Source organism: Treponema denticola, assembly GCF_024181605.1.
Taxonomy (GTDB): Bacteria; Spirochaetota; Spirochaetia; order Treponematales; family Treponemataceae; genus Treponema_B; species Treponema_B denticola_B.
On record NZ_CP054477.1, the window covers coordinates 114,638 to 140,112 of the forward strand.

Annotated in this window: 19 protein-coding genes and 1 pseudogene; 7 read left to right on the forward strand and 13 right to left on the reverse strand. The window is 38.1% G+C overall.

All coding sequences use genetic code 11. The annotated features are described in order from the left end of the window. Positions 1 to 99: 99 nt before the first annotated feature. The 3 genes from E4N80_RS00550 to E4N80_RS00560 are packed head-to-tail and all read right to left on the reverse strand — an operon-like array spanning position 100 to position 3,946. The gene (locus E4N80_RS00550) at positions 100 to 2,658 is read right to left on the reverse strand and encodes a S8 family peptidase (protein WP_253699659.1); all 2,559 of its coding nucleotides are present in this window, start codon (positions 2,656 to 2,658) and stop codon (positions 100 to 102) included. Between the two features lie 13 nt (positions 2,659 to 2,671). After that, positions 2,672 to 3,655, reverse strand: a complete 984-nt coding sequence (locus tag E4N80_RS00555; protein WP_253699660.1) for an AAA family ATPase — start codon at positions 3,653 to 3,655, stop codon at positions 2,672 to 2,674. A gap of 57 nt (positions 3,656 to 3,712) precedes the next feature. Beyond that, positions 3,713 to 3,946, reverse strand: a complete 234-nt coding sequence (locus tag E4N80_RS00560) for a DUF1413 domain-containing protein (protein ID WP_253699661.1) — start codon at positions 3,944 to 3,946, stop codon at positions 3,713 to 3,715. Between the two features lie 227 nt (positions 3,947 to 4,173). Here E4N80_RS00560 and E4N80_RS00565 point away from each other — a divergent pair. The 3 genes and pseudogenes from E4N80_RS00565 (at position 4,174) to E4N80_RS00575 (ending at position 8,387) form a co-directional block, all read left to right on the forward strand. After that, a pseudogene (locus tag E4N80_RS00565) lies at positions 4,174 to 4,781 on the forward strand (TetR/AcrR family transcriptional regulator). A gap of 128 nt (positions 4,782 to 4,909) precedes the next feature. Then, positions 4,910 to 6,655, forward strand: coding sequence for an ABC transporter ATP-binding protein (locus tag E4N80_RS00570; protein ID WP_253699662.1), 1,746 nt, complete (start codon positions 4,910 to 4,912; stop codon positions 6,653 to 6,655). Beyond that, positions 6,648 to 8,387, forward strand: a complete 1,740-nt coding sequence (locus E4N80_RS00575; protein WP_253699663.1) for an ABC transporter ATP-binding protein — start codon at positions 6,648 to 6,650, stop codon at positions 8,385 to 8,387. The genes E4N80_RS00570 and E4N80_RS00575 overlap by 8 nt, the downstream gene beginning before the upstream one ends. Positions 8,388 to 8,489: 102 nt before the next feature. Here E4N80_RS00575 and E4N80_RS00580 read toward each other — a convergent pair whose 3' ends face one another. The 7 genes from E4N80_RS00580 to E4N80_RS00610 all read right to left on the reverse strand — a co-directional run bounded on the left by E4N80_RS00580 (position 8,490) and on the right by E4N80_RS00610 (position 17,958). Further along, the gene (locus tag E4N80_RS00580; RefSeq protein WP_253699664.1) at positions 8,490 to 9,092 is read right to left on the reverse strand and encodes an alpha/beta hydrolase; all 603 of its coding nucleotides are present in this window, start codon (positions 9,090 to 9,092) and stop codon (positions 8,490 to 8,492) included. 129 nt (positions 9,093 to 9,221) lie between these two features. Beyond that, positions 9,222 to 9,443 (reverse strand): hypothetical protein, encoded by a 222-nt coding sequence (locus E4N80_RS00585; protein WP_253699665.1) that lies wholly within the window; start codon positions 9,441 to 9,443, stop codon positions 9,222 to 9,224. Between the two features lie 46 nt (positions 9,444 to 9,489). Further along, complete coding sequence (locus E4N80_RS00590) at positions 9,490 to 10,083, reverse strand: hypothetical protein (protein ID WP_253699666.1); 594 nt, start codon at positions 10,081 to 10,083, stop codon at positions 9,490 to 9,492. Between the two features lie 31 nt (positions 10,084 to 10,114). Further along, a complete protein-coding gene (locus E4N80_RS00595) occupies positions 10,115 to 12,679 on the reverse strand; it encodes a TIR domain-containing protein (protein ID WP_253699667.1) in 2,565 nt (854 codons plus the stop codon). 54 nt (positions 12,680 to 12,733) lie between these two features. Beyond that, positions 12,734 to 15,757: an Eco57I restriction-modification methylase domain-containing protein gene (locus E4N80_RS00600; protein WP_253699668.1), complete on the reverse strand. Its 3,024-nt coding sequence runs from the start codon at positions 15,755 to 15,757 to the stop codon at positions 12,734 to 12,736. Between the two features lie 98 nt (positions 15,758 to 15,855). Further along, entirely contained in the window at positions 15,856 to 17,070 is a 1,215-nt protein-coding gene (locus E4N80_RS00605) for a class I SAM-dependent RNA methyltransferase (RefSeq protein ID WP_253699669.1), read from the reverse strand. A gap of 12 nt (positions 17,071 to 17,082) precedes the next feature. After that, the gene (locus E4N80_RS00610; RefSeq protein WP_253699670.1) at positions 17,083 to 17,958 is read right to left on the reverse strand and encodes a PHP domain-containing protein; all 876 of its coding nucleotides are present in this window, start codon (positions 17,956 to 17,958) and stop codon (positions 17,083 to 17,085) included. Between the two features lie 97 nt (positions 17,959 to 18,055). On the opposite strand from E4N80_RS00610, the gene E4N80_RS00615 reads away from it, so the two are divergent. The 4 genes from E4N80_RS00615 to E4N80_RS00630 are packed head-to-tail and all read left to right on the forward strand — an operon-like array spanning position 18,056 to position 21,379. Then, positions 18,056 to 19,057 carry a cyclic nucleotide-binding domain-containing protein gene (locus tag E4N80_RS00615; RefSeq protein ID WP_253699671.1) on the forward strand — a complete coding sequence of 334 codons (1,002 nt, stop codon included), beginning with the start codon at positions 18,056 to 18,058 and terminating at the stop codon, positions 19,055 to 19,057. Positions 19,058 to 19,060: 3 nt separating this feature from the next. Next, positions 19,061 to 19,720, forward strand: coding sequence for a Crp/Fnr family transcriptional regulator (locus tag E4N80_RS00620; protein ID WP_253699672.1), 660 nt, complete (start codon positions 19,061 to 19,063; stop codon positions 19,718 to 19,720). 12 nt (positions 19,721 to 19,732) lie between these two features. After that, the gene (gene lspA / locus E4N80_RS00625) at positions 19,733 to 20,254 is read left to right on the forward strand and encodes a signal peptidase II (RefSeq protein WP_253699673.1); all 522 of its coding nucleotides are present in this window, start codon (positions 19,733 to 19,735) and stop codon (positions 20,252 to 20,254) included. 12 nt (positions 20,255 to 20,266) lie between these two features. Next, positions 20,267 to 21,379, forward strand: coding sequence for an FAD:protein FMN transferase (locus tag E4N80_RS00630; RefSeq protein WP_253699674.1), 1,113 nt, complete (start codon positions 20,267 to 20,269; stop codon positions 21,377 to 21,379). A 191-nt stretch (positions 21,380 to 21,570) separates the two neighbouring features. On the opposite strand, the gene E4N80_RS00635 is transcribed toward E4N80_RS00630, so the two are convergent. Genes E4N80_RS00635 through E4N80_RS00645 form a run of 3 tightly spaced genes read right to left on the reverse strand, consistent with a single transcriptional unit; the run spans position 21,571 to position 25,364 of the window. Then, positions 21,571 to 21,975: a Holliday junction resolvase-like protein gene (locus E4N80_RS00635; RefSeq protein ID WP_002667220.1), complete on the reverse strand. Its 405-nt coding sequence runs from the start codon at positions 21,973 to 21,975 to the stop codon at positions 21,571 to 21,573. After that, entirely contained in the window at positions 21,968 to 23,179 is a 1,212-nt protein-coding gene (locus E4N80_RS00640) for a M15 family metallopeptidase (RefSeq protein ID WP_366797065.1), read from the reverse strand. Before E4N80_RS00640 ends, E4N80_RS00635 begins: the two co-directional genes overlap by 8 nt. Beyond that, positions 23,160 to 25,364, reverse strand: coding sequence for a hypothetical protein (locus E4N80_RS00645; protein WP_253699676.1), 2,205 nt, complete (start codon positions 25,362 to 25,364; stop codon positions 23,160 to 23,162). The genes E4N80_RS00640 and E4N80_RS00645 overlap by 20 nt, the downstream gene beginning before the upstream one ends. Between the last annotated feature and the right edge of the window lie 111 nt (positions 25,365 to 25,475).

The window sequence follows — 25,475 nt, forward strand, 5'->3', positions numbered from 1 at the left end:
ATCTGTTTGTATAACTCAAATAACTAAATAAAAAGCTACAACATAACAATTTATTAAATCAAAAAAATGATCACGTATTTCTTAATCAAAACATAAATACTATTGTTTGTTCTCTGGCATTTTGATCTCTATTTCACCACTTTTGATACTCGATTCAATTTCAGTACGTATTGGTTCATAGATTGGTATATCCTGATCAATAGCTTCGAAACTAACTGCTAATGAATACTTTGCTTTAAACAACCCTCCCCAACCTTTATGACCACGAACCGCAATGCAAAAGGCATCACTCAATTGATTGGATTTGATTATACACCAATCCTTTTGAAGGGTTCCATTCTTTCGTGAATACCCCTCTGCTATACCTCGATTAGTTGCTTCTCCTAGCACCCAATTAAAATCGCCATCATCATCAATAATAGCTCCTGTTTCAAAGATACGACGAGCAAATATTTCCGCATTCTCTCCAATCCGACTACAGCACCAATCTAACCATGTTGATAAATATCCTTTTACATAGCGACGAGTCCGCCGGGGGCTCGCTGCATAAGACAGAGTAACTTCGACCAAAATATTATAATCCTCACCAATATTAGATAGTTCTTCCGGGATAGGAACTTGAAAAATATGGGCTTCATCATCCCCAATATCCATGTACGACGGTGTTATTAAGGTTATTCGATACTCGTCATTATGTGTAGCGCGTTCAACATCTGGAATACCATATCCTATATGGCGTAGTGTAGAAACGCATTCTTTTTTACTGATATTATTAACTTTCTTGGGCCATCGGGCAGATTGAGCTATTAATGCTCTATATAGCAGTGCGGGTGATTCTGGCAAAACCTTTTCAATCTGTGATGCGATGTAAGTGACTTTTGGCGCTGAAAAAGACGTCCCTACATCATCACGTGCAAAAGCAGGACCTTCTGGAGATTTACGAATTAGCTCCGGACATACTTCGGAAGGTGTTGTAAATTGAGGCGGGTCACTCCCTTTAATGTATACATGTGTTCCCCCATATTCGACAACTTCTGGCTTTAGGACATCCCAAATACCCGGCCCTGAGCGCGAGAATGAAGAAACCTCCATTTGCTTTCCCAAGGCAACAAAATCATCAGTTTCTAGCTCAGCCGACGATACGGATCCTACGGTAATTGCTTGTAGGCTCTGCGCTGGATTTGAAATTCTACACAACTCTTTGTCAAGATATTCAGGATATGAATACCCCTTCTGCCAATAGGCCGATATGACATCTGTGGAAATATTCCCAGCCGCCTGTATAAATAAGACATCATGATTGTAAGATTGACTATCGATTTCAGCCGCCCAGGAAGTCATGTGCTTCATTTCACAAGATTGACGATTTCCAATAGAATGATTAAATATTCTCGTCGGTTGTGAACTTTTAACATTATATTTTTGAACTGCAATTGTTATCGTTTGGGGCGGATACACATCTTCTGGCATGCAATTGTTTTCATCTAGAATTCGCATATTGCGAATCCAGCAAGGAAGTTGATAAACTCCATCTGAAGGAACTGTCTTTGGATACAAGACTGCACCGGCTACACGTGTCCCATGCCCTCCTCCAGCAACTTCATCACTTGTGCCTATATTATTTGGGAGTAAACTGATAGATTCATCACTAATAATTGCTGATGCTAAATACTTATGTTCCTCTTGGATTCCACTGTCCATTACACATACAATGGGAGCAGATTTGGTAGGAGCCTCAATTTGAACGTTTTCGGTAAGACTATCGTTATTTTCGGAAGCCTCTCCCATAGCTATTGTCTCAGCTTCAGCGGCTTCAAATATATACGCAAAATTCAACACTAAGTCAATCAAACATTTACCGGATATTTTTAAACGCGCCGAGAAACTGTCAGGCAAATCAGTCATTTCCGGTATACCATCGGCGAGTTCCATAATTTCACCACCATAATCAGAAACAAAACTTTCAATTGTTTTCTCTCGTTTTATCTTGATTTCGTCCCAAGCCATATAGGTAACATTAAACTTTTCCATCCACCGTTGCTCACGAAAAGAATAGTGTTCATCGGTTTCATCATCTTCTCGCTTAGGTCGTTTTGGCAACTCGATGTTTCCACAGCAGCTTACACCAATATCGATTATATATACTTCATCTGGTGAAATAGTTGCCCATTTTGCATAAAGTTCTTTCGACAAAACCCGTGTAAGCCTATCGCCATCTTCACAGAGCGCATAGACTTTTGCTGGCGAATTGCACCTTGCGGTTACATTTGCAATAAAAGCATCTGTTTTCTCATTTAAAACCGAAAGGTCAACATCTTCTGTAGCAACTATAATAAATCCTTCTTCAATTTCACAGATGATTTCAAATCCTAATCCACGTAAAAAATCAATATCAGCTGAAGGATCTATTTCTAGCAGTATTGGAATACCAGTTTCTATTTCAGGCAAGGCATTTTCTGAGCGTTCTGCACGACGTTCTTTCCAAAAACGGGATAATTCAGCAGAGCGACGTTTAACATAGCCACCATGAGCAATTCGATTAGCTGTATTCTTCTTTGTCTGGGCAGATGCTGTACCGCCACCACGCAATTTCGGTTTCCCTTGAAATAATAGTGGAAGAGGTAAATGCGTAAAGTCATTATGTTCTGCCATTGTCATACCTCCTTACAGATTAAAATTTAGAGCTTTCTTTCAATGCTTTTACGAAATGTTCGTTGCATACTTTTTTGCACCCTGCAAGAACACCAATCTTTGCAGCCCGTTGTGTAATCAGAACAATATTAGCTGCAGAGTATCCATCCAATTGATTTGATATTTGATCCATATCGACATCAGGAGAAACCGGTATTGCAGATAATGTCATCTCCAATAAGCGTTTACGTTCTGATTTTCCCGGCATTGGCATTTCAATAACATCATCAAATCTGCGGAAAAGAGCCTCATCAAGCGACACTTTCAAATTTGTAGTGGCTAAAACCAATCCCGGAGCATCGTATTCGTCTAACAAAGTGAGTAACATATTGACGATTCTAGGGACCTCTCCAACATCCTGTGTCGTAATACGAGATTTAGCAATAAAATCACACTCGTCAAGAAGTAAAACGACAGGTTCGCTTTTGCAATAATCAAATACCATTCGAAGATTTGATGCGGACTCCCCAAAGTAAGAAGAAAGCAAAGAATCAAAACGAACTTTTAATAGTGGTAACCCGAGGTTCCATGCAATTCGTTCGGCACTTAAAGTTTTGCCACACCCCGGAGGACCATAGAGGAGTATTTTTCTTTTAGGTACAAGGTTGAATTTTTTTAACCTTTCACGCGCCACATATTCCTGCTCAATTGAAAGAAGTCGTTCTTCAATCTCATTCGGTAAAATCATATGATGCTTTAATTGTTCTCTCGAAATATACGATACTAGTTGTGAATTTGAACGTTTGCTCTTGGGTAAAGTAGATAATCCATTTTCGCTTTTTTTGCTCTCAAACAGAGTATATTTTGGTTTTTCTGTAATTGAAATCTTCTCTAATGAATCTGCAAGAATGTTGTGACCAAGTTTGCGTTCCTCTTGAATAATTGTAATGGCTATTTTCTTCAATGATGATATATCTTCGGAAAAAATGGCCCGAAATAGTCTCTTATATAATTCAGCGTTCATATAGCGAATCCCCCTCTCGAATAGTTGACATTCTAATAGAGTATAAAATTATCAATTTCAACTGACTTTATACTTTTGCCGTCCAGAGGAAGTTTTTTCGATTGGTTTCAAATGAGTTCCAGATGTATGAACATAGTTTAAGAACAAAGCTCTCAATAACAATCTGTCGCTTCTGGATATTCGGTTCCACTTATAATCTTTAAACAAATCTAGTACAAGAAAAATTTCATTAGTATTCAGATGCTTTGTTTCTTTTATAGCTTGAGTTAAAAGATTGTTTGTATTTGACATTTACATCCTCCTCGTTTTAAATAACATTATTTGCAATGTAACACGTAAATATACAAAAATCAAGGGCTTAGATGTGTAATCTTTAAGTTGAAATAATCAATATACTAAAATTAAGCTCTGTAATATCAGTATTATTTGCGACTTTTCCCTCACCGTCTTGACAATAAAACGGATTAGTTGTATATTTACATGTGTTAGCTAACGCTGTATACAAAAAGAGGAGATTTATGCCGAGGGACAAAACCGCCAATCATATAAAAATTATGGCCGCAGCAAAAGCCGAATTTATGGAGAAGGGCTTTGATAAGTCCTCCATGCGAAGTATCAGCAAACGCTGCGGTATGACGGCTGCGGGAATATATCGGCATTGTGTAGATAAAGAAGATCTCTTCGATCAAATTGTCGCTCCTGCAGTGGACCGCATAAATGCGTGGCTGGATGCACATGTTGCACGTTACGCAGAGGCAGTACAGAAGGAAAAGCATATACAGTGGCGCGATTCCGAAATCGATATGATGCGCGAGATAATCTATCCGAATATGGAGGAATATCATCTATTACTGGCAAAATCACAGGGAAGCAAATACGAGAATTTCCTCCACGATCTTACAGAGGGGCAGCAAGCGCAGCTTTTACAATATCTGCCGATGTTGAAAGCGCAAGGATACGCCGTGAAAGACATAGATTCAAAGGAGCTGCATCTTCTGCTTTCGGCATATACGACAGCTCTTTTTGAACCGGTTATCCATAATTACAGTTTGGAAGAAGCATTACATTGCCTGAAGCGGTGGAGGCATTCTTTGTTCCGGGTTGGAAGCAGTTGTTCGGGTTTTAATAACTTGCATAATTGAATTAGGATAAAGGCTCACCGCCTGTCTTTGTTTATAAGAATAGGCAATGAGTTTAAGTGAATGTTAGCTAACGCTAACTATTGTTTGTTAGCTAACAAAAGGAAGTTTGCTTATGAAGGAAAAAGAAAAAAGTCCTTCGCCTATCGCGTGGGCGTTGGGACAAACAGGGGAACACAAAGGTCAATATGTTCTAAGTGTTATTCTCGCAGTTATCGGCGTGGCCTTTTCCATCGCACCGTATTTTGTTGTTGCCGGCATAGTACACGGTTTGATGGGCGGAAACAAAGACCTTTCATATTATATGATACGCTGTCTGATTATTGCAGCGTTTTGGTTTTGCCGTGTACTGTTTCATGCGCTCAGTACATCGACAAGTCATAGGGCAACATTTGCAGTGCTCGGAGAAATCCGAAAACGCTGCACGGAAAAACTGACAAGAATGCCGCTGGGTGCGGTGCTGGAGCAAAGTTCCGGGGCGCTCAAAAATATACTCATCGAACGTATCGATAGCATTGAAACAACACTGGCGCATATCGTTCCGGAGTTCACCGCAAATTTACTGATCCCCGTCATCATTTTGATCTATATTTTTACCATTGACTGGCGTATGGGGCTGGCTTCGCTTGCAACGATACCGGTGGGCTTTTTCTGTTACGGTCTTATGATGAAGGGCAGTCCTCAATTTTATCAACGCACGGTTACAGCCACCAAAGCACTCAATGATACGGCGGTTGAATATATCGGCGGTATTCAAGTCATTAAGGTTTTCGGAAATACAAAAAGTTCCTACGACCGCTTCGTGCATGACGCGTATGAAGCCGCTCACAGCTATATCGATTGGATGCGCTCCTGTATTCTCACCTTTACATTCGCCACGGTAATCATGCCCGCTACAATGGTTTCCGTGCTCCCCATCGGCGGTCTTTTGGTAAAGGGAGGATATCTTTCTCCGCAGAATCTGGTAACAATTATTATTCTGTCTGTGGGCATCATCACACCGCTTATAACCTTGATGAGTTATTCGGACGACTTTCGAACGATGGGAACCATTTTCGGTGAAGTTCAAAGTATTCTGTATGCTCCCGAAATGGAGCGTCCTGTAGACGAAGAAGTTCCAAAAGAAAACACGTTGAAGCTACAGGATGTTCGTTTTTCGTATAAAGAAAATGAAGTGCTTCATGGCATTTCGATGGAAATCCCGGAGGGCAGTTTTATTGCGCTGGTCGGTCCTTCCGGCAGCGGAAAGAGTACCATTGCGCGCCTCATCGCTTCGCTCTGGGATGTGAGCAGCGGGAAAATTTTGCTGGAGGATACGGACATTCGTGAAATTCCGCAAGAAGCATATTCGGATAAGATTGCCTTTGTCTCGCAGGATAATTATCTATTCAACATGACGGTTAGGGAAAATATCCGCATCGGACGGGCGGACGCAACGGATGCGGAAGTGGAGGACGCGGCAAGACAAAGCGGTTGCCATGAATTTATTTTGGAACTGGAGAACGGTTACGATACCGTGGTAGGCACTTCCGGCGGGCATCTTTCCGGCGGCGAGCGGCAGCGTATTTCCATTGCCAGAGCAATGCTGAAGGCTGCACCTATTATCATTTTGGATGAGGCAACCGCATACACCGATCCTGAAAACGAGGCGGTTATTCAGCGCTCTATTTCTAAGCTGACGGAGGGTAAGACGCTCATCGTGATTGCGCACCGGCTTTCTACGATTACCGCTGCCGATTGTATCTATGTCATTAAAGACGGCACTGTTGATGACAGCGGAACCCATGATGAGCTTCTTTCTCATCACGGGTTATATGAAACGATGTGGAATGCACATATTGAGGTAAAAGATCATGCTTAAAGTTATTAGAAAGTTTTTTGCGTTCTGCGGTGAAGAAAACCGCCGGAAATTCATCACTTCCATTAGGCTCAATGTTATTCAGGCGCTGTTTGAGGCGCTAAAGATTCCGGCGATTGCGGTGATGATTCGGGCGCTGATGAACGGAACGGTAGAGACAAAGGATATCCTGCTCTCGTTAGGGATTATGCTGATCAGCATTGCCGGATCGGGATTGCTAAAATCAAAGGCCGTTATGTTGCAGACCGAAGGAGGCTATGACACTTGTGCGAAAAAACGGGTGGAGATTGCGGAGCATCTGCGGTATCTTCCGATGGGATACTTTAATGCCAACAGCCTCGGGCAGATTACATCTATCACAACTAATATAATGGAAAGCCTTGAAAATATTGCTACCCGTGTGGTAATGCTTGTCTGCGACGGCTTGCTTACAACCTTGCTTATTGTCGTCATGCTGTTTTTCTTCGACTGGAGAATCGCCTGTGTGCTGCTCTGCGGTTTTTCGCTGTTTCTTTTTGCAAACAGCCGTCTCCGGATTGCTTCCGAAAAGGTGTCGGGAAAAAAGATACGCGCAGATGAAAGGCTCGTAGAAAAGGTTCTGGAATACCTGCAAGGGATGACCGAGGTTAAGGCTTACCGGTTGACGGGAGTTAAGAGCAAGGAATTAAATGAAGCCATCTCGGAAAACAGTAAGATCAATATCGACATGGAAATGACACTGGTTCCCCGCATAGCATTGCAGAGTTTTATCGCCAAGCTTACCGGTGCGGCAATGGTAGCTTTTTCATGCGTATTCTATTGTGCCGGAAGCATGGACGCGCTGAATGCTGTTGTCATGGTAATCTCCGCATTTATCATCTACACGAGTCTGGAAACGGCAGGACAATATTCGTCACTGCTGCGCGTGGTTGATATGAGTGTTGACCGGGCGCAGGAAATTCTGAACACGCCGCAGATGGATATATCCGGAGAAAATATTACACCGGCAGTGCGTGATATTACTGCGCAGGATATCGCATTTTCGTATGAGAAGCGAAAAATCATCGACGGGATTTCATTGCATATCCCTGAAAAGACCACGACGGCGATTGTCGGCCCTTCCGGCGGAGGCAAAACCACCTTGGTAAATCTGCTTGCACGGTTCTGGGATGTAGACAGTGGAACCGTTATGCTGGGCGGACGCAATGTGAAGGATTACGATATGGATTCTTTGATGGCGAATTTCAGTTTTGTGTTCCAATCGGTTTATTTATTCCACGACACCATCGCCAACAATATCCGCTTTGGTCAGCCCGGCGCTCCGATGGAGGATGTGATCGCTGCGGCGAAAAAGGCCTGCTGCCATGACTTTATCTCAAGCCTTCCCCACGGATATGACACTGTAGTCGGCGAAGGCGGCGCAAGTCTTTCCGGCGGAGAAAAACAGCGCATCTCCATTGCCCGCGCCATGATGAAAAACGCACCGGTCATCTTTTTGGATGAGGCAACCGCCAACGTCGATCCCGAAAATGAAAACGAACTGATGCACGCCATCCACGCGCTCACCGCCGAAAAGACCGTCATCATGATTGCTCATCGGCTGAAAACCGTAGAGAGAGCCGATCAGATTATCGTCGTAGACCACGGCAAGATTGTGCAGCAGGGCACACATGCCGAACTGATGGATCAGGACGGCATATACCAAAACTTTATCGGCGAGAGGCGCGAAGCTGCAAGCTGGAAGGTACATAAATAATTTGTAAAGACCTCTAAAGATCGTTTCCTTACAGGCTTAGAGAGTCAGTAATCCGATTGGCTTGCGGTTTTTAGAGGTTCTAATAGTATAAGCCAAGATTTTTCAAACGAATCTTTTAAACCAAGTATCCAAAAAATCCATTTGTTCTTCAGTATGAAACCAATGCTCTCCCTCATCAAAAATCGTTAAGTCTGCATGTATTTTATTCGCAAAATTCGTTATTGTTTCTAAAGAAGTCATATCGTCTTTTTTACCGTAAAGAATACCGGTAGGAATGTTCCATGCTATAGGATTTTTTCTGACAAAAGAAAGATATTCCCACGATAAGGGTTCGCCGAACTGAATGTTGATGACTTTTTTTAGTCTAAGTGCTTCTTCGGATATCTTTACCCGTTTCATCATGTGTAAAATGATATTTTCCATATCGACAATGGGAGAAACAAACAGTGCTTTTTTGATCGGTTTTTCCGATAAGGCCAACATAGAAAAGTAAGCCCCTATACTGTTTGCAATTAATAAGATTCCATTATAATTTGGAATAAGGGAATCAAAATAGTTTTGAAATTCTTCACCTGCCTGCCAAGGTAACTCCGATTTATAATCAAACCCTAAAACATCATAATCGTCATTAAAAAACTTTTTATAGTAAAGCGCTTCGTCGGCAGAACCGCCTTTTCCGTGTATATATACAACTGCATTTTTCATACACAATACCTCCATTTTAAGGCAATCTGTTCTGAAACTGAAGTTTCCGCACAGGTCTATTAATTAAAAATAGCTATAACCGTGATTATTACCTCACATCGGAAAAAGCTTAAGTTGCGGAATAGCCGCTTACATCAGTTTAAAATGTTTATCGTTTGTCTGGACATTGGTCAAGGTGAATTTTCCCGCTAATGCAAAAAAAGCTTGTTTGTTTTTGGGTTTTGCCTGATCGCTATAATTTTCTGTAAAATCACCTTGCTGAGCTTTAAGCAACTTGATAAAAGCCGATACTGAAGCTAAAAGCTGTTCCGGCAGCATTTTTACTTGTTCAATAACTGTTTCATAAGACATTGAGAGGAAGCTCCTTGTAATTCATATTCAAATTTTTTATAAATTATTATTTTCCTGCCATTATTTGCATTGTAGCAGTTCCAATTAGTTGAACAATGGCACCATAAAACCATCCATGTGTTTCAAAATGCTTTGATATTCTATTCATTAAACTTTCTCTTTTAGGGAGTGATTTATTAGCTTGAATATTATCACAAAGCTCCTTTATCTCTTCAAGTAAATTTCTTAGCTCTTTTTTATCATCTCCGCCTTTCTCGTCTATTTCTTTTTCAATAGATAAGACTTTATTTTCAATTGTAATTGTTGAATGAGATACTGCCCCTAAATTCAAATTACTTCCGGTAGCTGTTAAATTATGAATAGTAATATTTTGAGATGTTTGCTTTTCTTTTTCGGCTTTTTCTTTATCCTCAAAATATGTAAGTGCGTCTGGCGATAGATCTAATATAAAGTCTCCACCCAAAAATATAGTGTAATTATAAATCAATCCATTTTGTTCAAGTTTCTCAAAAATATTGGAAAGACCGTTTTGATAACCTTTTGGAAATAGATCATACTCTCCTTCTAATTCAAAGCTCTGTGTTTTTTTATATAAATTTATCAGAATCTTTAAAATTTTTTCTGCATCTTTACTTAACATAGTTTAACCTTCTGTAATACATTAAAAGTATTTATTTTTTCTTTATTTTCTCAATATTTATCTGCATTTTATCACTGAGTTGTTGTATATCTGAGTAATGTTTAATCGGATGCATTTTACAAAAATCAACAACAAATATCCTTAAAATAGTCTTTGCCAATTCAGAAGTATTTTTATTCTTGATATATTGAAATAAGCGAGTCTTATCAAGGTTTTTACCATAAATAATTTTTATCCCTTCCAAGATTAATTCATTTGCTGGTGTTAAATCTTCATCTGCAATATCTTTCATAAAAGGAATTATTTTTTCAGAACCAATAGAATGAACTGTTTTTTGTATAATGATGTAAACGTATAAGAAATTCATTCCCCAAAAAAAGTTACGAGCAATTTTTTTACATTTCTCATAATCGGTTTCCTGTTCTTTCAAAATTTCTTTCTTTATTGCCTTTGCGAAGAAATCAATAAACTCAGTTTGGACATCATGATTTTTAAATAAACAGAAAAAAGAATCAAGTCCTCTAAGATTGAGATTAATTGCTGCTAATAATAATTTTTTCACTTTTGACTTTTCAATCGAAGTACATCTATTTTTTGCTATTAATCCAATGGCTTCAACAAGTTTTATAGATTTTCTTAAATTCTTTGAGTAGTCATCAGTTGAATCATCCAATGAATTTTCATGAGATTCTGAATATTCTTTTTCACTTTTGGTTTCCAATCGTGTATCACGTTCTATTTTATAATTGTGATTCTTATTTGGCATTGCAACATTAAGGACCGCTTTATAGCTTGTACCAAAAAATTTTGTATCATCTTTATTTAATGAAACAATCTTATTTGTAGTAAAGGCGTTATCTGCTTCATTTAATAGTATTTTATAAAATTCATCTGACTTATTATTATGGGAATAAAAAATAACAATATAAGCGTTTTCATCTTTATGAATATTAGTACATAAATATTTTATTTCTGATATAGCAATATTATTGTTATCTGATAAATATTTTGCAACAAAGTAATAATAGATATATTTATAATCAAATCTATAGGTTCCTAATGAAGTTTTTATAAGCAATCTACTCTTTTCTAATTTTCTAATAAAAATTTCCTTTTTAAAAGGTAAGGCAATTTTCTCTTCATAGTTCGCTAAAAAGGATTCAAAATCATAAACATTACTTTCATAGGCTTCTTTTTTAAATAATTTATAAGCAAAATGAGAAAGAAAACTAATACAGCCTGCAATTTCATCATCCGTTTTTAATCCGATTTTTGTAAATGCAATAATTATCAATGCTTCATAGCAGTAGCCGTAAGAAGTAATTTGTTGGCTAAGAGGTCGATTTAATGTTTCCACATTACTTAAAATTGATAGAATTAAAAAAGGATAAGCAGGCATTATTCCACCATTTAGAGATTTTCCTGTAATAATTTCAATTTGCTCTGCCTTTTTATCGATCTGTTTTACTTTTTCAGGATCTTCGGCTGTTTTTATATCTTCATCAAGATATAGCCATCTCTTAATTAGGGCATCTCTTTTCTTGGGAGAAAATTCTTTGATAGCAAACTTAATTATTTGGTCTCTAATAGCGTTTATTTCCACATCAAGATTATATATTAAATCAACAGTACATATAATTTTTGAAAAAATTGATATTTTTTCGATTATCTTTTTTTTGTTATTAATTTTATGAAAATCATCAAAAAACAAAATAATTTTTTCTTTATTTTCCATCAGAAAACGTTTTATTTTTTCATCAGAAAGTTCTATTTCAAACATCTGTTTAAATTTTCTTACGAGTATATTAAAAATATGCCCGTCAAAATTTTCTTCAGGTAAAAAATAAAAGGTTATAAAATATTTTTCTAATGAACTTTGAATGATTTTCTTTAATAGAGCTGTTTTTCCGGATTGATCATCTCCATGTATAAAAATATATTTATATTCTTTAGATTCGGTAAAAATATTTTCTGAATCAATGTCTTCATCTTTATCTTCATCAATCCTATATTTTCTTAATTGAGGATAGATAAAGATATCCGATAGTAAAAGAGTATTTTTAGAACGGTGAGATGTTTTAAATATATCCGTATCTTCTAAAAAATTATTAAACTCTTGTATTTTTATTGTTTCAAGTTGTTTCAATATTTCAATGTCATTATTTATTGAAATTAGCCGCTCCTTTACTTTCTGTAATTCATTCTCTAATTGTTCTTTACTTAGCGATACTAAATTTTTACCATCCGTATTTAATAATAGATCTTTTGAGATCGAAATATCATTATGCCAATCACATTCTGAGATTATCAAAGATAACATATAAATCCCATCTAATTGTTTTCTTTTCAAAAAAGCATTCTTCTCTTTCTTACAATTTTCGGAATTATAAAATGATTTTGACAATAATAAGATAGCTATATCACTATCTCTTATATGAAAGTCAATAGTATCAAACAGTTCTCCACCTGATCTCAGTTTTCTATCATAAAAAAATTCAATCTTGTTTTTTTGCTGCAACGCATCAAAAAGCGGAATTAGATGTTTTGTCATAAATTCTTCATCATCATGGGAATAACTAATAAATATTTTTGCCATATTTAATTCTCCTTAAATATAATTATGTGTGTGATTATAACTGTCATATCTCTCCTACTCCCCCTCCACAATCTTCACCTCATCCTCAGTCAGCCCGTATAGCCCATAAACAACAGCATTTATCTGCTTATCCAAAACATCAATCCTTTGCTGCAAGAATTTTTTATCAGAATCGGAGATTGCACTGCCCAGCTGTTCCTGTGCGGCAATCATCTGGTCAACTAAAGCACTTATATGTATCTGCTCCGCTTCTGTTGGGACAATCAAAGGTAATCCAAGTAATGGTTCTTTATCTACCTGAAAGTTATCCCCCTGCATTTTTCCCTTATAGCGAAGCCAGAACTTAATCACATTGGAATTTAATACGGCGGTTAAGGATTTAAGATTGAACCGTTCGGTTTTAATAACAAACAATGCGCGTGAAGCATAAAAAGGCTCTGTCGTATAGTAAAACCTTGGAAATTGAGTTCTCCCTTGTGAAATAATTTTTTCATTCCCTGCTTTAAAAAATTGTTCGTCCCTTTCTCTATGCAGATAATAGTAAGGTTTATTTGGTGTCTTATATTTTATTTTTGCTTGCTTAAGATCAGTTTTGAATTTATTAAAATGATTCACAAAATTAGGATAATTAGATAATTTCTTATCTGAAAAATTTTGTGCTGATAAATAAATAATATACTTATCGGTCTTTTGACAACTATATCGGTTAGGTAAACCTGTGTAGTAAGGTTTAATAAATTCTCTTTCCTCATCTGTAAATACCGATAAATCGGTGACTATAAAACACTCATCGGGAGCACCTATAATCCCTTGTACAATTTCGTCTTCCGTAAGCATTGCGTTACTTCTCTCTTTTATGCAATCGAGAACGGCAGAAATTCTATTATTCAAAAAGAGAATATATTTATCCTTGCAAGCCTCCTTTACAATTTCCGCTTCAAATCGGGTTATATTCTCTTCTCCGTTTCCCGCTAAAAAATCAAGCACTTCAGACAGTTCGGCGCGGTCATTATTCAGCCGCGAATATTCAACCGAATAAGGCTCGTTTATTTGCGTTTTTTGCATAATATATATCATGGTTTGAATTGATGCTGTTTGAAATACCTTGTAATTGCCGAAGTCCGTATATGTTACTATCTTTGCATTATCCAATACAAAGTTTCTGAATAAAGAAGCACCTGCATTTGTTATCCAATTATTCGGTGCAATAAATCCGACTAAACCGTTTTCTTTTGCAAAGCGAATTCCTTGATATCCGAAAAAATACCATAAATCCATTTTTCCTTGATAACATGGATGATTATGCAAACCTTCAAAGCAGCTCGTATCGGTATACTCTTTTACATACGGCGGATTCCCTATTACGCAGTCAAAACCGCCGTGTGCAAAAATATCAGGGAACTGTACATCCCAGTCAAATGCATTCACCTTGCGCTGCTCCTCTATACCGAAAAGCGTTAAATCTTTACCGGCGTAATAATCCGTCCCGATAAGGCTGTTTCCGCATTTAATATTGTGCGACATATCTGGTAAAATTTTTGCCTGTATGTCGCTCGTTTTAAACAGTGCAGCCTGTCCAGTTGTAGAAAGAGCCTTGCCCTCATTTTCCAAGAGCTTCAAAAAGAGTGAAAGCTTTGTTACCTCCACCGCCTGCGCGTCGATATCCACACCGTAGATATTGTTTAGCAAAATGCGCTTTTTTTCTTCAATACTCAGCTTATACCCTTGAGTCGCTGCATCCTTGTAGATAAGCCCCTTCTTTTCCGCTTGTGTACGCCGCTCTTCTGCATAGTACCAATCCAAATGCCAGTCCAGCAGATACTGATATGCCCCGACAAGAAAGCTCCCCGAACCGCACGCAGGATCAACAAAACGCAAACTCTTTACTTCATCAGGAGTTTTGCCTGCAAGCTTTTTACCGATTGTGTTTTCAACGATGTATTTAACGATATAAGGCGGCGTATAATACACCCCGCCTGCTTTTTGTACTTCAGGTTTTTCAAGAATTTCTATGCTGTGCCCGTTCTTTGTTTTGCGCGTAAAGCGGATAATCTTTCCCAAAAAACGCTCATAGATAGATCCCAATATTTCAACCGGCAGTACACTGAACTCATACTGACATTCGGGATAATAGAGTGCATTGATAATATTGGTAAGTGTTTTATCCGCAACAGCAAGTCCGTCAAGCCATGTATCGGAAGCAAACAGTCCTGCATTAAATTTAGCATTCGCATTTTCAAAAAGCTTCTGCACATTTTTATAAATATTCGTTTTTTGTGCCGCAATTTTTTTAAGCTGATTTCCTTCTTCGATTTCTTTATCTTCACAAATCCGCAAAAAGAGAATCCGGTCTATAATTTTCTGTACGGCTCCCGTCAAATTGAATTCATCGATTCCTTCGTTATGCAGAGCAATATCTTCGGCAAGCACTGTACGCCATTTTTCGATCATATTCAAAATGTCATCGTCAACGGTTGCCGTTCCCCGCTTATCCTTATTGCCTTCGTGATAAGTATCGAAGGTGCCGAGGTCAACGGCATCCCAGCTGATTTTATTGTACAACTCTTCAAATTTTTCGGTGAGCTTATCGTAGGTTAGATACTCAATGCGGGCAGTTGAAGCAGTGTCTTTTTCGGACGGCTTAATCCGCGTGTCGTAAATTGCCAATTCCTGAAAGTCCGTAAGCACTGCAATAGGCATCTTCGATGTATACGCATACCTCCGCACCTGAAGCGCAGGTTCGGGATTTGTTTTAAGGTCAACGCTCGGCTGCTTTGCTTCCACATACATCTTCCGCTCGCCGCCGTAGCAGAGCGTGTAGTCGGGATGCTTTACCTGTCCGTCCATTACTACGCGGTCTTCGGTAATGACCTCCTGCCGGTCATGCCGCGCACCCTTCTCGTTTTTGACATCCCACTTCAGGCATTCAAGCAGCGGATCGATAAACTTATTGCGCACTTCGCTTTCCACAAAATTTTTGGAAAGATAAAAAGCCTCATTTTCCTTAAATTGCCTTACCAGCTGCGCCACACGCTCCTTGCGTTCAGCCATCGTCATGTCTTTTGCCTTAATGGACACCTCGACTACTCCTATTATTTGTATATTTAGGGTATTATAGCACACTTATAAGGATTTAGTAAAGAAGAAAACTTATAGAAATAGTGAACGCTTGAGAATTAATTCTTCCTAAAAATCCCCAGTGTTTCAATGTGGTGAGTTTGAGGATAAAAATCGAATAGAAAATGTTTTTCTAACTTGTAACCGGATACGAGGAGGCTTGCCGTGTCTCGGGCGAAGGTTATAGGGTCGCAGGAGATATAAAAAATCTGACGGGTCCCGCTTGAGCAAATCCAAGACAGGGCTTCTTTATCTATGCCGCTTCTCGGAGGGTCTACAAATACCGTATCGAATTTCAGTTTTGACTCTCTTGTTTTTGCCCAATTTTTTCCGTCCAAGGCATGATAAAAAATTTTAGGAAATCCGCTTTCTTTTTTTTCTCTGACAATTCCGCTTGATGAGCTGTTTATCAAAAAATTTTCTTCGGCATAAGCGAGGGCGTGTTTATTATGTTCTACAAGATGAATCTCTTTTGCCTGATCATAAGCAAAGAGAGAAAATGTTCCTACACCTGAATAAAAATCCAAAACTCGCCCTGAAATTTTTGCGTATTCAAAAATCGTGTTTATCAGATTTTCGGTCATTTCCAAATTAGATTGAAAAAAGCCCAAGGGATTGAATTTGATCCTTTTTCCTGCAAGCCTTACCTCACAGTCTTTTGCATTATCTTGGGTAAAAATTTTTTCTCCGTCCGAAAAAATATGGATTCTCGAATTCGGAGTATATTCTTTTAAATTCGATTTTAAAAGATTTCTTATTGCAGGTACTGCAATAGGGCAATCCTTTATCTTCACCGAACCGGAACTTTTATTTTCTTTTAAAGAAAGAGAGCTGTCCTCGTCAATGTAAAACTGAAAGCGGGCTCTATAATCCCAGTCCGGGCCGCTTACAAAAACACTTTTTTCAAAAAAATTCTTTTCAAGAGCCGGCTTATCAAAAGCAGCTTTTTCCTTATTTAAACTCAAGGCTCTATCGAGGGCTTCAAGGGCCATGCTTTTTCTTAAAAAATGCTGGTATTCGTCATCGGCTGTTTGTAGGTTGCAGCCCCCGCAAACATAAAAGTAAGGGCACCTAGGTTCTACCCTGTGGGGAGAGGCTTCTAAGATTTTTTCGATTTTTCCCTCGGTATAATTTTTATGTTCTTTTACGATGGAAATTTCCAAAACCTCATCGGGAAGAGAATAGGGAACAAAAACGGTTTTGCCGTCTTTTAAGGAAGCGATACATGAAGCCCCGAAAACCATTTTTTTTGTTTTTACGATTTCTTTTTGCATAATTTTTATCTTCTAATCAGCCTGACTATCTTGCAGAGGCGGAAGATCGGGATGGAGGGCTCGTAAATTTTCGTAAAACCTGTCTTCAATCTTTATACCGTTTTTTGAAGTTGTTCCGAGTTTTCTGTCCTTTCGGATTGAGCCGTGAAAATCGCTTCCGGCAGTTATGGGCATATCTAGGGATGCCGCCAGTTTTTCGAGCCTTTTACAATCATTGTATTTTGTTGAAGAATTCCAAGCTTCAAGCCCCACAAGGCCCTGCCTTTTAAAATCGGCTATAACATCGGGAAGGGAAGACCAAGATAAATAAAGGGACATAGGATGAGCCAAAACGGGAATTCCTCCTGCGGATTTTACGGCAGAAATTGCCGCTGCAAGGTCTGCATTTTCTTTTTCTTCAAAAAAAGGTCTTCCCTTTGCAAAATACTTATCGAAGGCTTCCTGATTTTTTTTGACCATTTTATGAGCCGCCATGTAGGCTGCAAAATGAGGCCGGCCCAAGCCATGATCTCCACCCGCAAAATCTCTCACCTTTTCGTATGAAATATCAAAGCCGGCTTTTTTTAATTTTTCGGCCATCCTTTGATTTCTGTTTATCCTTTCATCCTGCAGATCCTGTAAGAGCGTGTTAAGCTCATTGGACTCTTTACGCAAATCAAGGCCCAATAAATGGAGCTCTCCGGGGCTCCATTTAACGCTTATTTCGACACCGCGTATAAAAATTATACCCTGCCTTTTAGCTTCTGCAGCAGCTTCATCGAGCCCGCTTAAAATATCGTGATCGGTTAAGGCAAAGGCTGAAATGCCTGCCTTTTTAACGGCTGCGGCAAGTTCCGCAGGGGTAAAGGTGCCGTCCGATGCTGTTGAATGAGTGTGTAAGTCCACCATAGAAAAAGATTATATCAAAAAAAACAAAGAAGGGCTAGGTTTTTCTTAAAAAATATGCTAGAATGGTAGAACGCAAGTTTTGTATTGGGAGGCCGTAATGCCTAAGGCTATTAATTACAAGGCAAATTCAGTAGTTTATTTCTCGGGAGATTTTGATGAACGTGTTTTCTTATTAAACACGGGCAGCATAGCTCTTACATCTATAGATATTGAAACCGGAGAACAGGTTACCGACTATATAAAGACCGGAGAATTTTTTGGAGTAAAATCGGCATTGGGCAATTATCCTAGAGAAGAAAGCGCCATGGTTTTAACCGACTCCATAGTTTATTCTTTTACAAGCAAAGAATTTGAAGCCTTTGCACAGACGAATACCCGCATTATTTTACAGATGATAAAGGTGTTTTCCCGCCAGCTTAGGAGTATCCATAAGCAGCTAGCCTCTCTTTTGGACAGTGAAGAAGAAACAAATCCTGAAGAAGGCCTTTTTAATGTTATGAATGCCTTTTATTCCTCCCAACACTATAAGGCTGCAGGACAGGTAGGGGCAAGATATAAGGCTATCTATCCTAGCGGAAAGTATATTTCACAAGTAGACCAAATTGTTAGAAGTACGGCTGAAGTTGCAGGCCGCTCTTTTGGAACCGCGGAAGGACATAATAACGATGCATCTTTTGTTCAGCCTGAAAAGCCGGCCCCTATTGCCGACGGCACGGTATATCTTACGTATAATAAGGCTGAAGATCTTTTTGAAAAGGGAGAATTTGAAGCTGCCTATGATCAGTATCATGCCGTAATCGAGGCAGGGACAGGCGATGAGATTACCGATAAGGCATATATAGGTGCAGGGAAAACTCTTCATGCCCAAAAAGAATATGTGCGCTGTTTACAGCTTTTAACGGGTTTTATTTCCCAGCATCCCAAGTCTTTAAAAATAGGAGATGCCCTTATGTATTTGGGTATGTGTTATATGGATATGGAAAGACCTGATAAGGCGATTGCCTTTTTTGATAAGGCCGCCCTATTGTCGGGGGCCGATATAATCGGAAAAATTAGGGAACTTCAAAAAGAATGCAGCGCTCGGCTGCAAGGAGAGTAAACTATGTCGGATCTTTTTTCTTCATTTTCAAGATTTGCAAAAAATTTTCCTAAAGGGTCTCTTATATTTGCAGAATTTGAACCCGGTTCATCATTCTATTTGATACAGTCGGGCCGTGTTCAGCTTATAAAGATTATAAACGGATTTGAAAAAAACCTTGACATCTTACAGCCCGGTGAAATCTTCGGCGAGATGGCTATTTTGGATAATTCTCCCCGTTCAGCCTCGGCCATAGCTTATGATGATGTGATGGCTCTCGAATTCAATAAAGAAAACTTTGAAATTTTGATGAAGGGAAATCCGGCTATTGCTATGCGGCTTTTAAAGACCTTTGTAAGACGTATCTATGCCCAAAGACGCAGGTTTATGATTTTAACTATTGAAGACAGGCCTGCAAGAATAGCTGATGTTTTCTTGATGCTGGATGAAACACAGCCCAATCTTGACCGCACTACGGAGATGCGCTCCTTCGATACGACAATTGAAGAGGTTGCCCGCTGGGCAGGTCTTTCAAAAGAAGAAACTGAAGACAATATGCGGAAATTTATAGATCAGGGCAGAATTTCCGTCTATGATGATAGAATTATAGTACAAAACATGACCGACTTAACCCGTTATGTTAATACTCGCCGCTCAAAAGAGCAAAATCTATATGTATTATAAGGCAGGATCCTTGTGAATAATAAAAAAGATTATTATCTTCCTTTTTTGCTTACTGCAATAGTTATTATTGTAGACCAAGTTACTAAAATTTTAGTTGTAAAATATATGTCCGTGAATGAGGTAATTCCGGTAATAGGAGACCTTGTAAATTTGAGGTTTGTATATAATACCGGAGCGGCCTTTAGTCTTGGCGCCGGTTTTGGAGAAATTGCAAGAAAGATAATGTTGGTTTTTTTACCGTTTTTACTCTTGATAGCTCTTACCGTTGCATATCTAAAGTCCGTTGAATTGACAAGGGCTCAAAGATGGTTTATATGCGGAATACTGGGCGGCGGTTTCGGAAACCTTATAGACCGTTTTTTTAGATCTGAAGGCGTTGTCGACTTTATAGATATAAAATTTTTCGGTATTTTGGGGATGGATCGTTGGCCGACTTTTAATGCTGCCGATTCTTTTATCGTTTGTTGCGGAATAGGGCTTGGTATAAATTTAATTTTGAGCGGAACAAAACAAAAAAACGCACAAGACAAATAAACCGGAGCCATTATGTTTAAAAAATATATCTTTCTCTTATTTTTAGCTTTTTACATGCTTTTAGCTGTTTCGTGCCGGCCGGCAATAAAAGAATATTCTAAAACATGGTTATCTCTTGGAACCGTTTGCAGGGTGCGTATCCTGACTTCCGAGCCTAAAAAAAAGGCGGAAGAGGCTTTGGAAAAGGTATATGCCGAGCTGACAAAACTTGATTCAATCTTTAATGCAAACACCGATAAGGTTTCTGCAGAAAATAATAATCTAAAGGGACTGACTACTACAAGGGAGTCTGAACTTGAGCGCTTAAACAAAGAGGCTGGGCTTTCTCCTTTGGAAGTTTCTCACGAATTGTACGAGCTTTTGCAAATTTCTCTTATGATGGCGGAGCTTACCGATGGAGCTTTTAATCCGGCTATCGGCCCCTTGGTAAAACTTTGGAACATAGGCTTTGAAAATGAGGCCGTTCCTTCGCCTGAGGACATTAAAGGGATTTTGCCGCTTTTAGACTATAAAAATATAATCCTAAGTGAGGGAAATAAGGTCTTTTTGCAAAAAAAAGGTATGAGGCTGGATCTTGGAGGGATTGCAAAAGGCTATGCCGCCGATAAGATTGCAAAAATACTTTTAGAGCATGGCATAAAAGATTTTCTAATAGACCTTGGCGGAAATATCCTAGCCTCCGGTAAAAACCCGTCGGGAAAAACTTGGAAGACTGCCTTACGGAATCCGGTAATAGGGAAACAAAATCCTGTTATAAGTATGGAGCTTAAAGATGCTTCACTTGTAACATCTGGCAACTATGAAAGATTTATAGAAAAAGATGGGATAATTTATCATCATATCTTCGATTCAAAGACGGGTTATCCTGTACACAACAGTTTAAATGCTTCTTCTATTGTAAGTGAAAGCTCTGCCCTTGCCGATGCTCTTTCTACATCAAGCTATGTTTTAGGGGAAGAAAAGACAAGGGTACTTTTGCAAAGATTGATAATGGTGGATTTTCCTTTTATCGGCAGGTCTAAAATGCCCGCCTGTTTTTTATTTTATAAGGATAATTCCATTTCTGTTTTTGGAAATGATGAGATTTCTGTTGAAATTATCGATCAAAATTTTTTTATAAAGTAGATTAAGTTTTGCTTAAAAAAAGAAAAGAACCCCCGAAAGGAGGATACGAGGGTTCTTTTGAAGTAGTATGTGTATCTTTTCTGTGTGTAGCCATAATATATCAAATTAAATAAAAATTGTCAAGCGTTTTTAAGAAAAAAATGTATTTTTATTGCTTTTATTGCTATTTTATGCGGTTTAATCTAAAATATCTACTTATCCTTAAAATCTGCTCTATATTCTATATATTTTATCTTCTTTTTTTCTATAGCATCTTTTAAAGCTTTTTCAACAGGACTCAAAGTTGATGAGCCTGTTTTTATTTCTATAAAGCTTATATCGGAAATAGTACCTTGGGATGAACCGTTAAAGGCAATGTAGTCTACAGGCTGACCTATAAAGCGTATTTCTGTGGGATTTGCAGGAAAATCCGGAAAAAAAGGAGCCAGCTGCTCTGAAAGTTGCCCGTTCAATACGGCCCGGGATCGTTTTACGGCATCTTTTCTTGCTTCATTTAACTTTTTTAGATTTAAACTTCTTTCTTTGTATTTTCCAATGACCAAACCGAGTAAAAAGAATATTATAATTATAAATATCCCTAAAATAATCTTAATCAATCATTTCCTCCAAATATTCAGGTTCCTGTGGTTCTTCTATATTTTCTTCTTTTTCAAAACTATCCTCCGCCGTTTTGCCGCCGATACCATAAAAAGATAAAATATTATGGGAAAAGGATGAAGTAAATTTTATCAATTCTGCCATTTTAAAAATACCGGCAAGCCGTTGAGATATTTGTTTATCCGGTTTACCAGTTTCAATTTGAGGCATTTGATATAGCCCTTGTGTATCCTTCGCTATAAATTCATTAAATTCCGCCTTTAGAACAAAATCTCTAATGTATAGAAGTTCGGGGCGGTATTCAAAATGCATATTATCCCAGAGAGTCCATTTACCGCCCCAGATAAACCCTTCGCTTTCAAAGGCATCGATTATGGCCTTAGGAGGTATCCATCTTCTGTAAGGCATAATTTTCATCCAGAAATCATCACGGGCGGCTTCCCAAAACCAATAGATTTTTTTATTCTTGTAGTTTGCCGGTAAAAGATCAATAGCCGAGCCCCAGCTGTGGTTGCTCAGTTTACCGGAATCTGCTATAACCCTCCAATTAAAACTCCAACACTGATTTAGTTCTTTTAAAAATTTTTTAACTTCTGTGTTTGTTTTTTGAGCTTCGTATATTTTTGTTTGAACACGCCTTAAAGGCTCGGCAACACGGTGGTGGACCCATACGTCATAGCCCAAAAATCGTGAACGGCGGATTTGTTTTAGAATTTCTTTTCTGTTTCTTCCATTAAATAAAAGCATAAAAAAGGTGTAATTTGGAGGAGGGGAAGCTTTTCTGTTCTTGATTAGACTTTCAGGTTTTAATGCCGATATAAGTTCTTCAGAAAAGTCTTTAGGATTTTGTACCTCGTCGGAATAAAAGTAAGAAATTATAGGAGCCCATTTTTGTCGATTTTGAATATCTTTTTTGGGTAAAAGTCTTCCATCTGCCCAATACAAATTTTGATTTCTTATTGTTATAAACCAATCGTTTAATTCCGAATCAAAAGAAATATTCTTTATAAGATCAGGGTAGGCCGTTTGAATGGCTTTTAAACTAAGCCATGGATTATCAAGATTAAAATTAAAGGCATCAAGCTTGTCTCTATTTTCGCATGGAACAATGCTTAAACTACCTATAAAAAATAAAATAAAAAGAAGTTTTTTTAAATTGTTTAAAATTGTTTGCATTTTGGTACTATCTAAGTACTGAGTCAACAAGAGCCTTAAAATCTTTATTTTCAGGTTTTACCGGCTCTGTTTTACGGATAATAAAGACTCCGTCCTCGTTTACTATTGTTTGCTCTTCGTTTATATCCAGCAAGGGAACAGGTTCACTTTCTCCTACTACATCCAGAGTACCCAATATGGGGCCTTCGTCATATTTTCCCCACAGTGAACGTATAGGGCTGTAAACTTCATCTATGTATTCAACTTTTTTGGCTTCTATTTTTTCCAACTCCGAAATAGGAACATCAAGTTCGGAAAAATCCAAGCCTGAAATAGTATATCCTAAATCATTTAAAAGAAGCATTGGATCATCAACACTTTCCGCTGAATCAAGGGTCATTGTAGTTTCAGAGTGATCTACTTTATCAAATACTTTAGATTCGGTAACTTCCTCTTCATCAAGTCCCTCAACAGTTTTAGCTTCTTCTACTTCAGCGAGTTCTTCGACGGCATCAGCCTCTTCTGCTTCGTTGAGTTCTTCGACAGTATCAGCCTCTTCTGCTTCGCCGAGATCTTCAACGGCATCAGCTTCTTGTACTTCGTCGAGTTCTTCGACGGCATCAGCCTCTTCTGCTTCGTCGAGTTCTTCGACAGTATCAGCCTCTTCTATTTCAGCGAGATCTTCAACGGCAGCAGCTTCTTGTACTTCGTCGAGTTCTTCGACGGCATCAGCTTCTTGTAGTTCGTCGAGTTCTTCGACAGTATCAGCCTCTTCTGCTTCGCCGAGATCTTCAACGGCATCAGCCTCTTCTGCTTCGTCGAGTTCTTCGACAGTATCAGCTTCTTCTATTTCATCGAGCTCTTCGACGGCATCAGTCTTTTTTATTTCAGCGAGATCTTCGACAGCTTCAACCTCAGGGGTCGGTTTTGGTTTATCGGAAGTATCCTTTTGAGACTTAAGTGCCTCCATCAAAAGATTTATAAGTTCCTCAGCTTTTACATTTTTTAGGTCTTGGGTAAGAGATTTGTTTCTTGCGGTTTTGTTTATAATGTCAAATATTTCCTGCCAACTGTTTTGTAAAAAATCATCTACTTCTTTTCCTTTAGTTTCAAGAATTTTCTTTCCTAATCCCTTTTTTATTTCTGCATTTACTTCATGCCTATGATACTCAAGTTCTTTTTGTAGCTCCGTCCAATTTTCTTTTTGAGATGTTTTTAAATAGTTTTTTAGAATTGACCAATGCAGCGTCTGAATTTTATTTTGTGCAATAAATAAACGGCTTCTTTTTATATTCAATAATAAAAAGAACATTAAAAATATTGTTACAAAAACCGTAAATATCAAAAAATATTTAACGGTCATGGGGAACATAAAGACATCTTTTTCGGTTATTCGGCCTATATAACCGAAATCGGATTTTTTTGTAATAAGAACCCAGCAGTCTTCCCCTTCAAGGCTTATTGTCCGTAAATTTTGAGGAACCCTTTCCCAGTCATTGAGAACGGCTTCTTTTAATTCCGGAGAAACAATATTATGGTTACCTGTCAAGATACCTATTATAGTGTGGGATTCGTCGGAGAGGAGGGCCAAACCATCACTGATTGAAAGTATATTTTGTGAAACCAAGTGATATAAAAAACTATTCCCTGAGATATAAAAAACGGCTGTTCCTCTATATACATCATAGGTATCGTAAAAAGGCAAAGAATATAGAATTACATCAAAAGCTGTTGAAGCCGTAATTTTTACTTCCGACTTGTCTGCAGATGCTATATGTTGGTACGGAACTAAATTGCCTGAATCGTTGTACTTTTTATATGAAAGCATTGAGTCTGTTTTGCTTAGAATGTCTTCAGAAAATGTACTAAAGTGGATTTTTTGATATTGTGAATCGATTATCCGCAATCCTGCAAATCCGGGTACGGTCGAGATTATTTTTGAAATGACATTGTTTCTTTCTTCTATGTCGGATGGCTCTTGATCCTGCTTTACTGTTGACATTAATGCTTCTTCATGAAGAAAGTTTCTAAACAACTCAGTATTTGTTTCATTCCAAGCTATAAAAGTTTTTTCAATCTCTTCTAAGTTTTCGTTGATATGCCGTAATATGGACGGTTTGTATATTTTTGTTTCCGTAAAAGATTCATAACCTGAGGCCGTTAAAAATAAAAGCCCCGAAAATACGGCTAAAGAGATAACTAAACTTATAAAAACTTTTAAACTTGTACGCAATTTGAATCTCCAATACCTATTCTATCACATTTGTAAAGGATTAGTAAACCCTCTATAATACTCCAATATTCCAAAATATTCCAAATTCTAAGGCAGAATTAATTATACCTC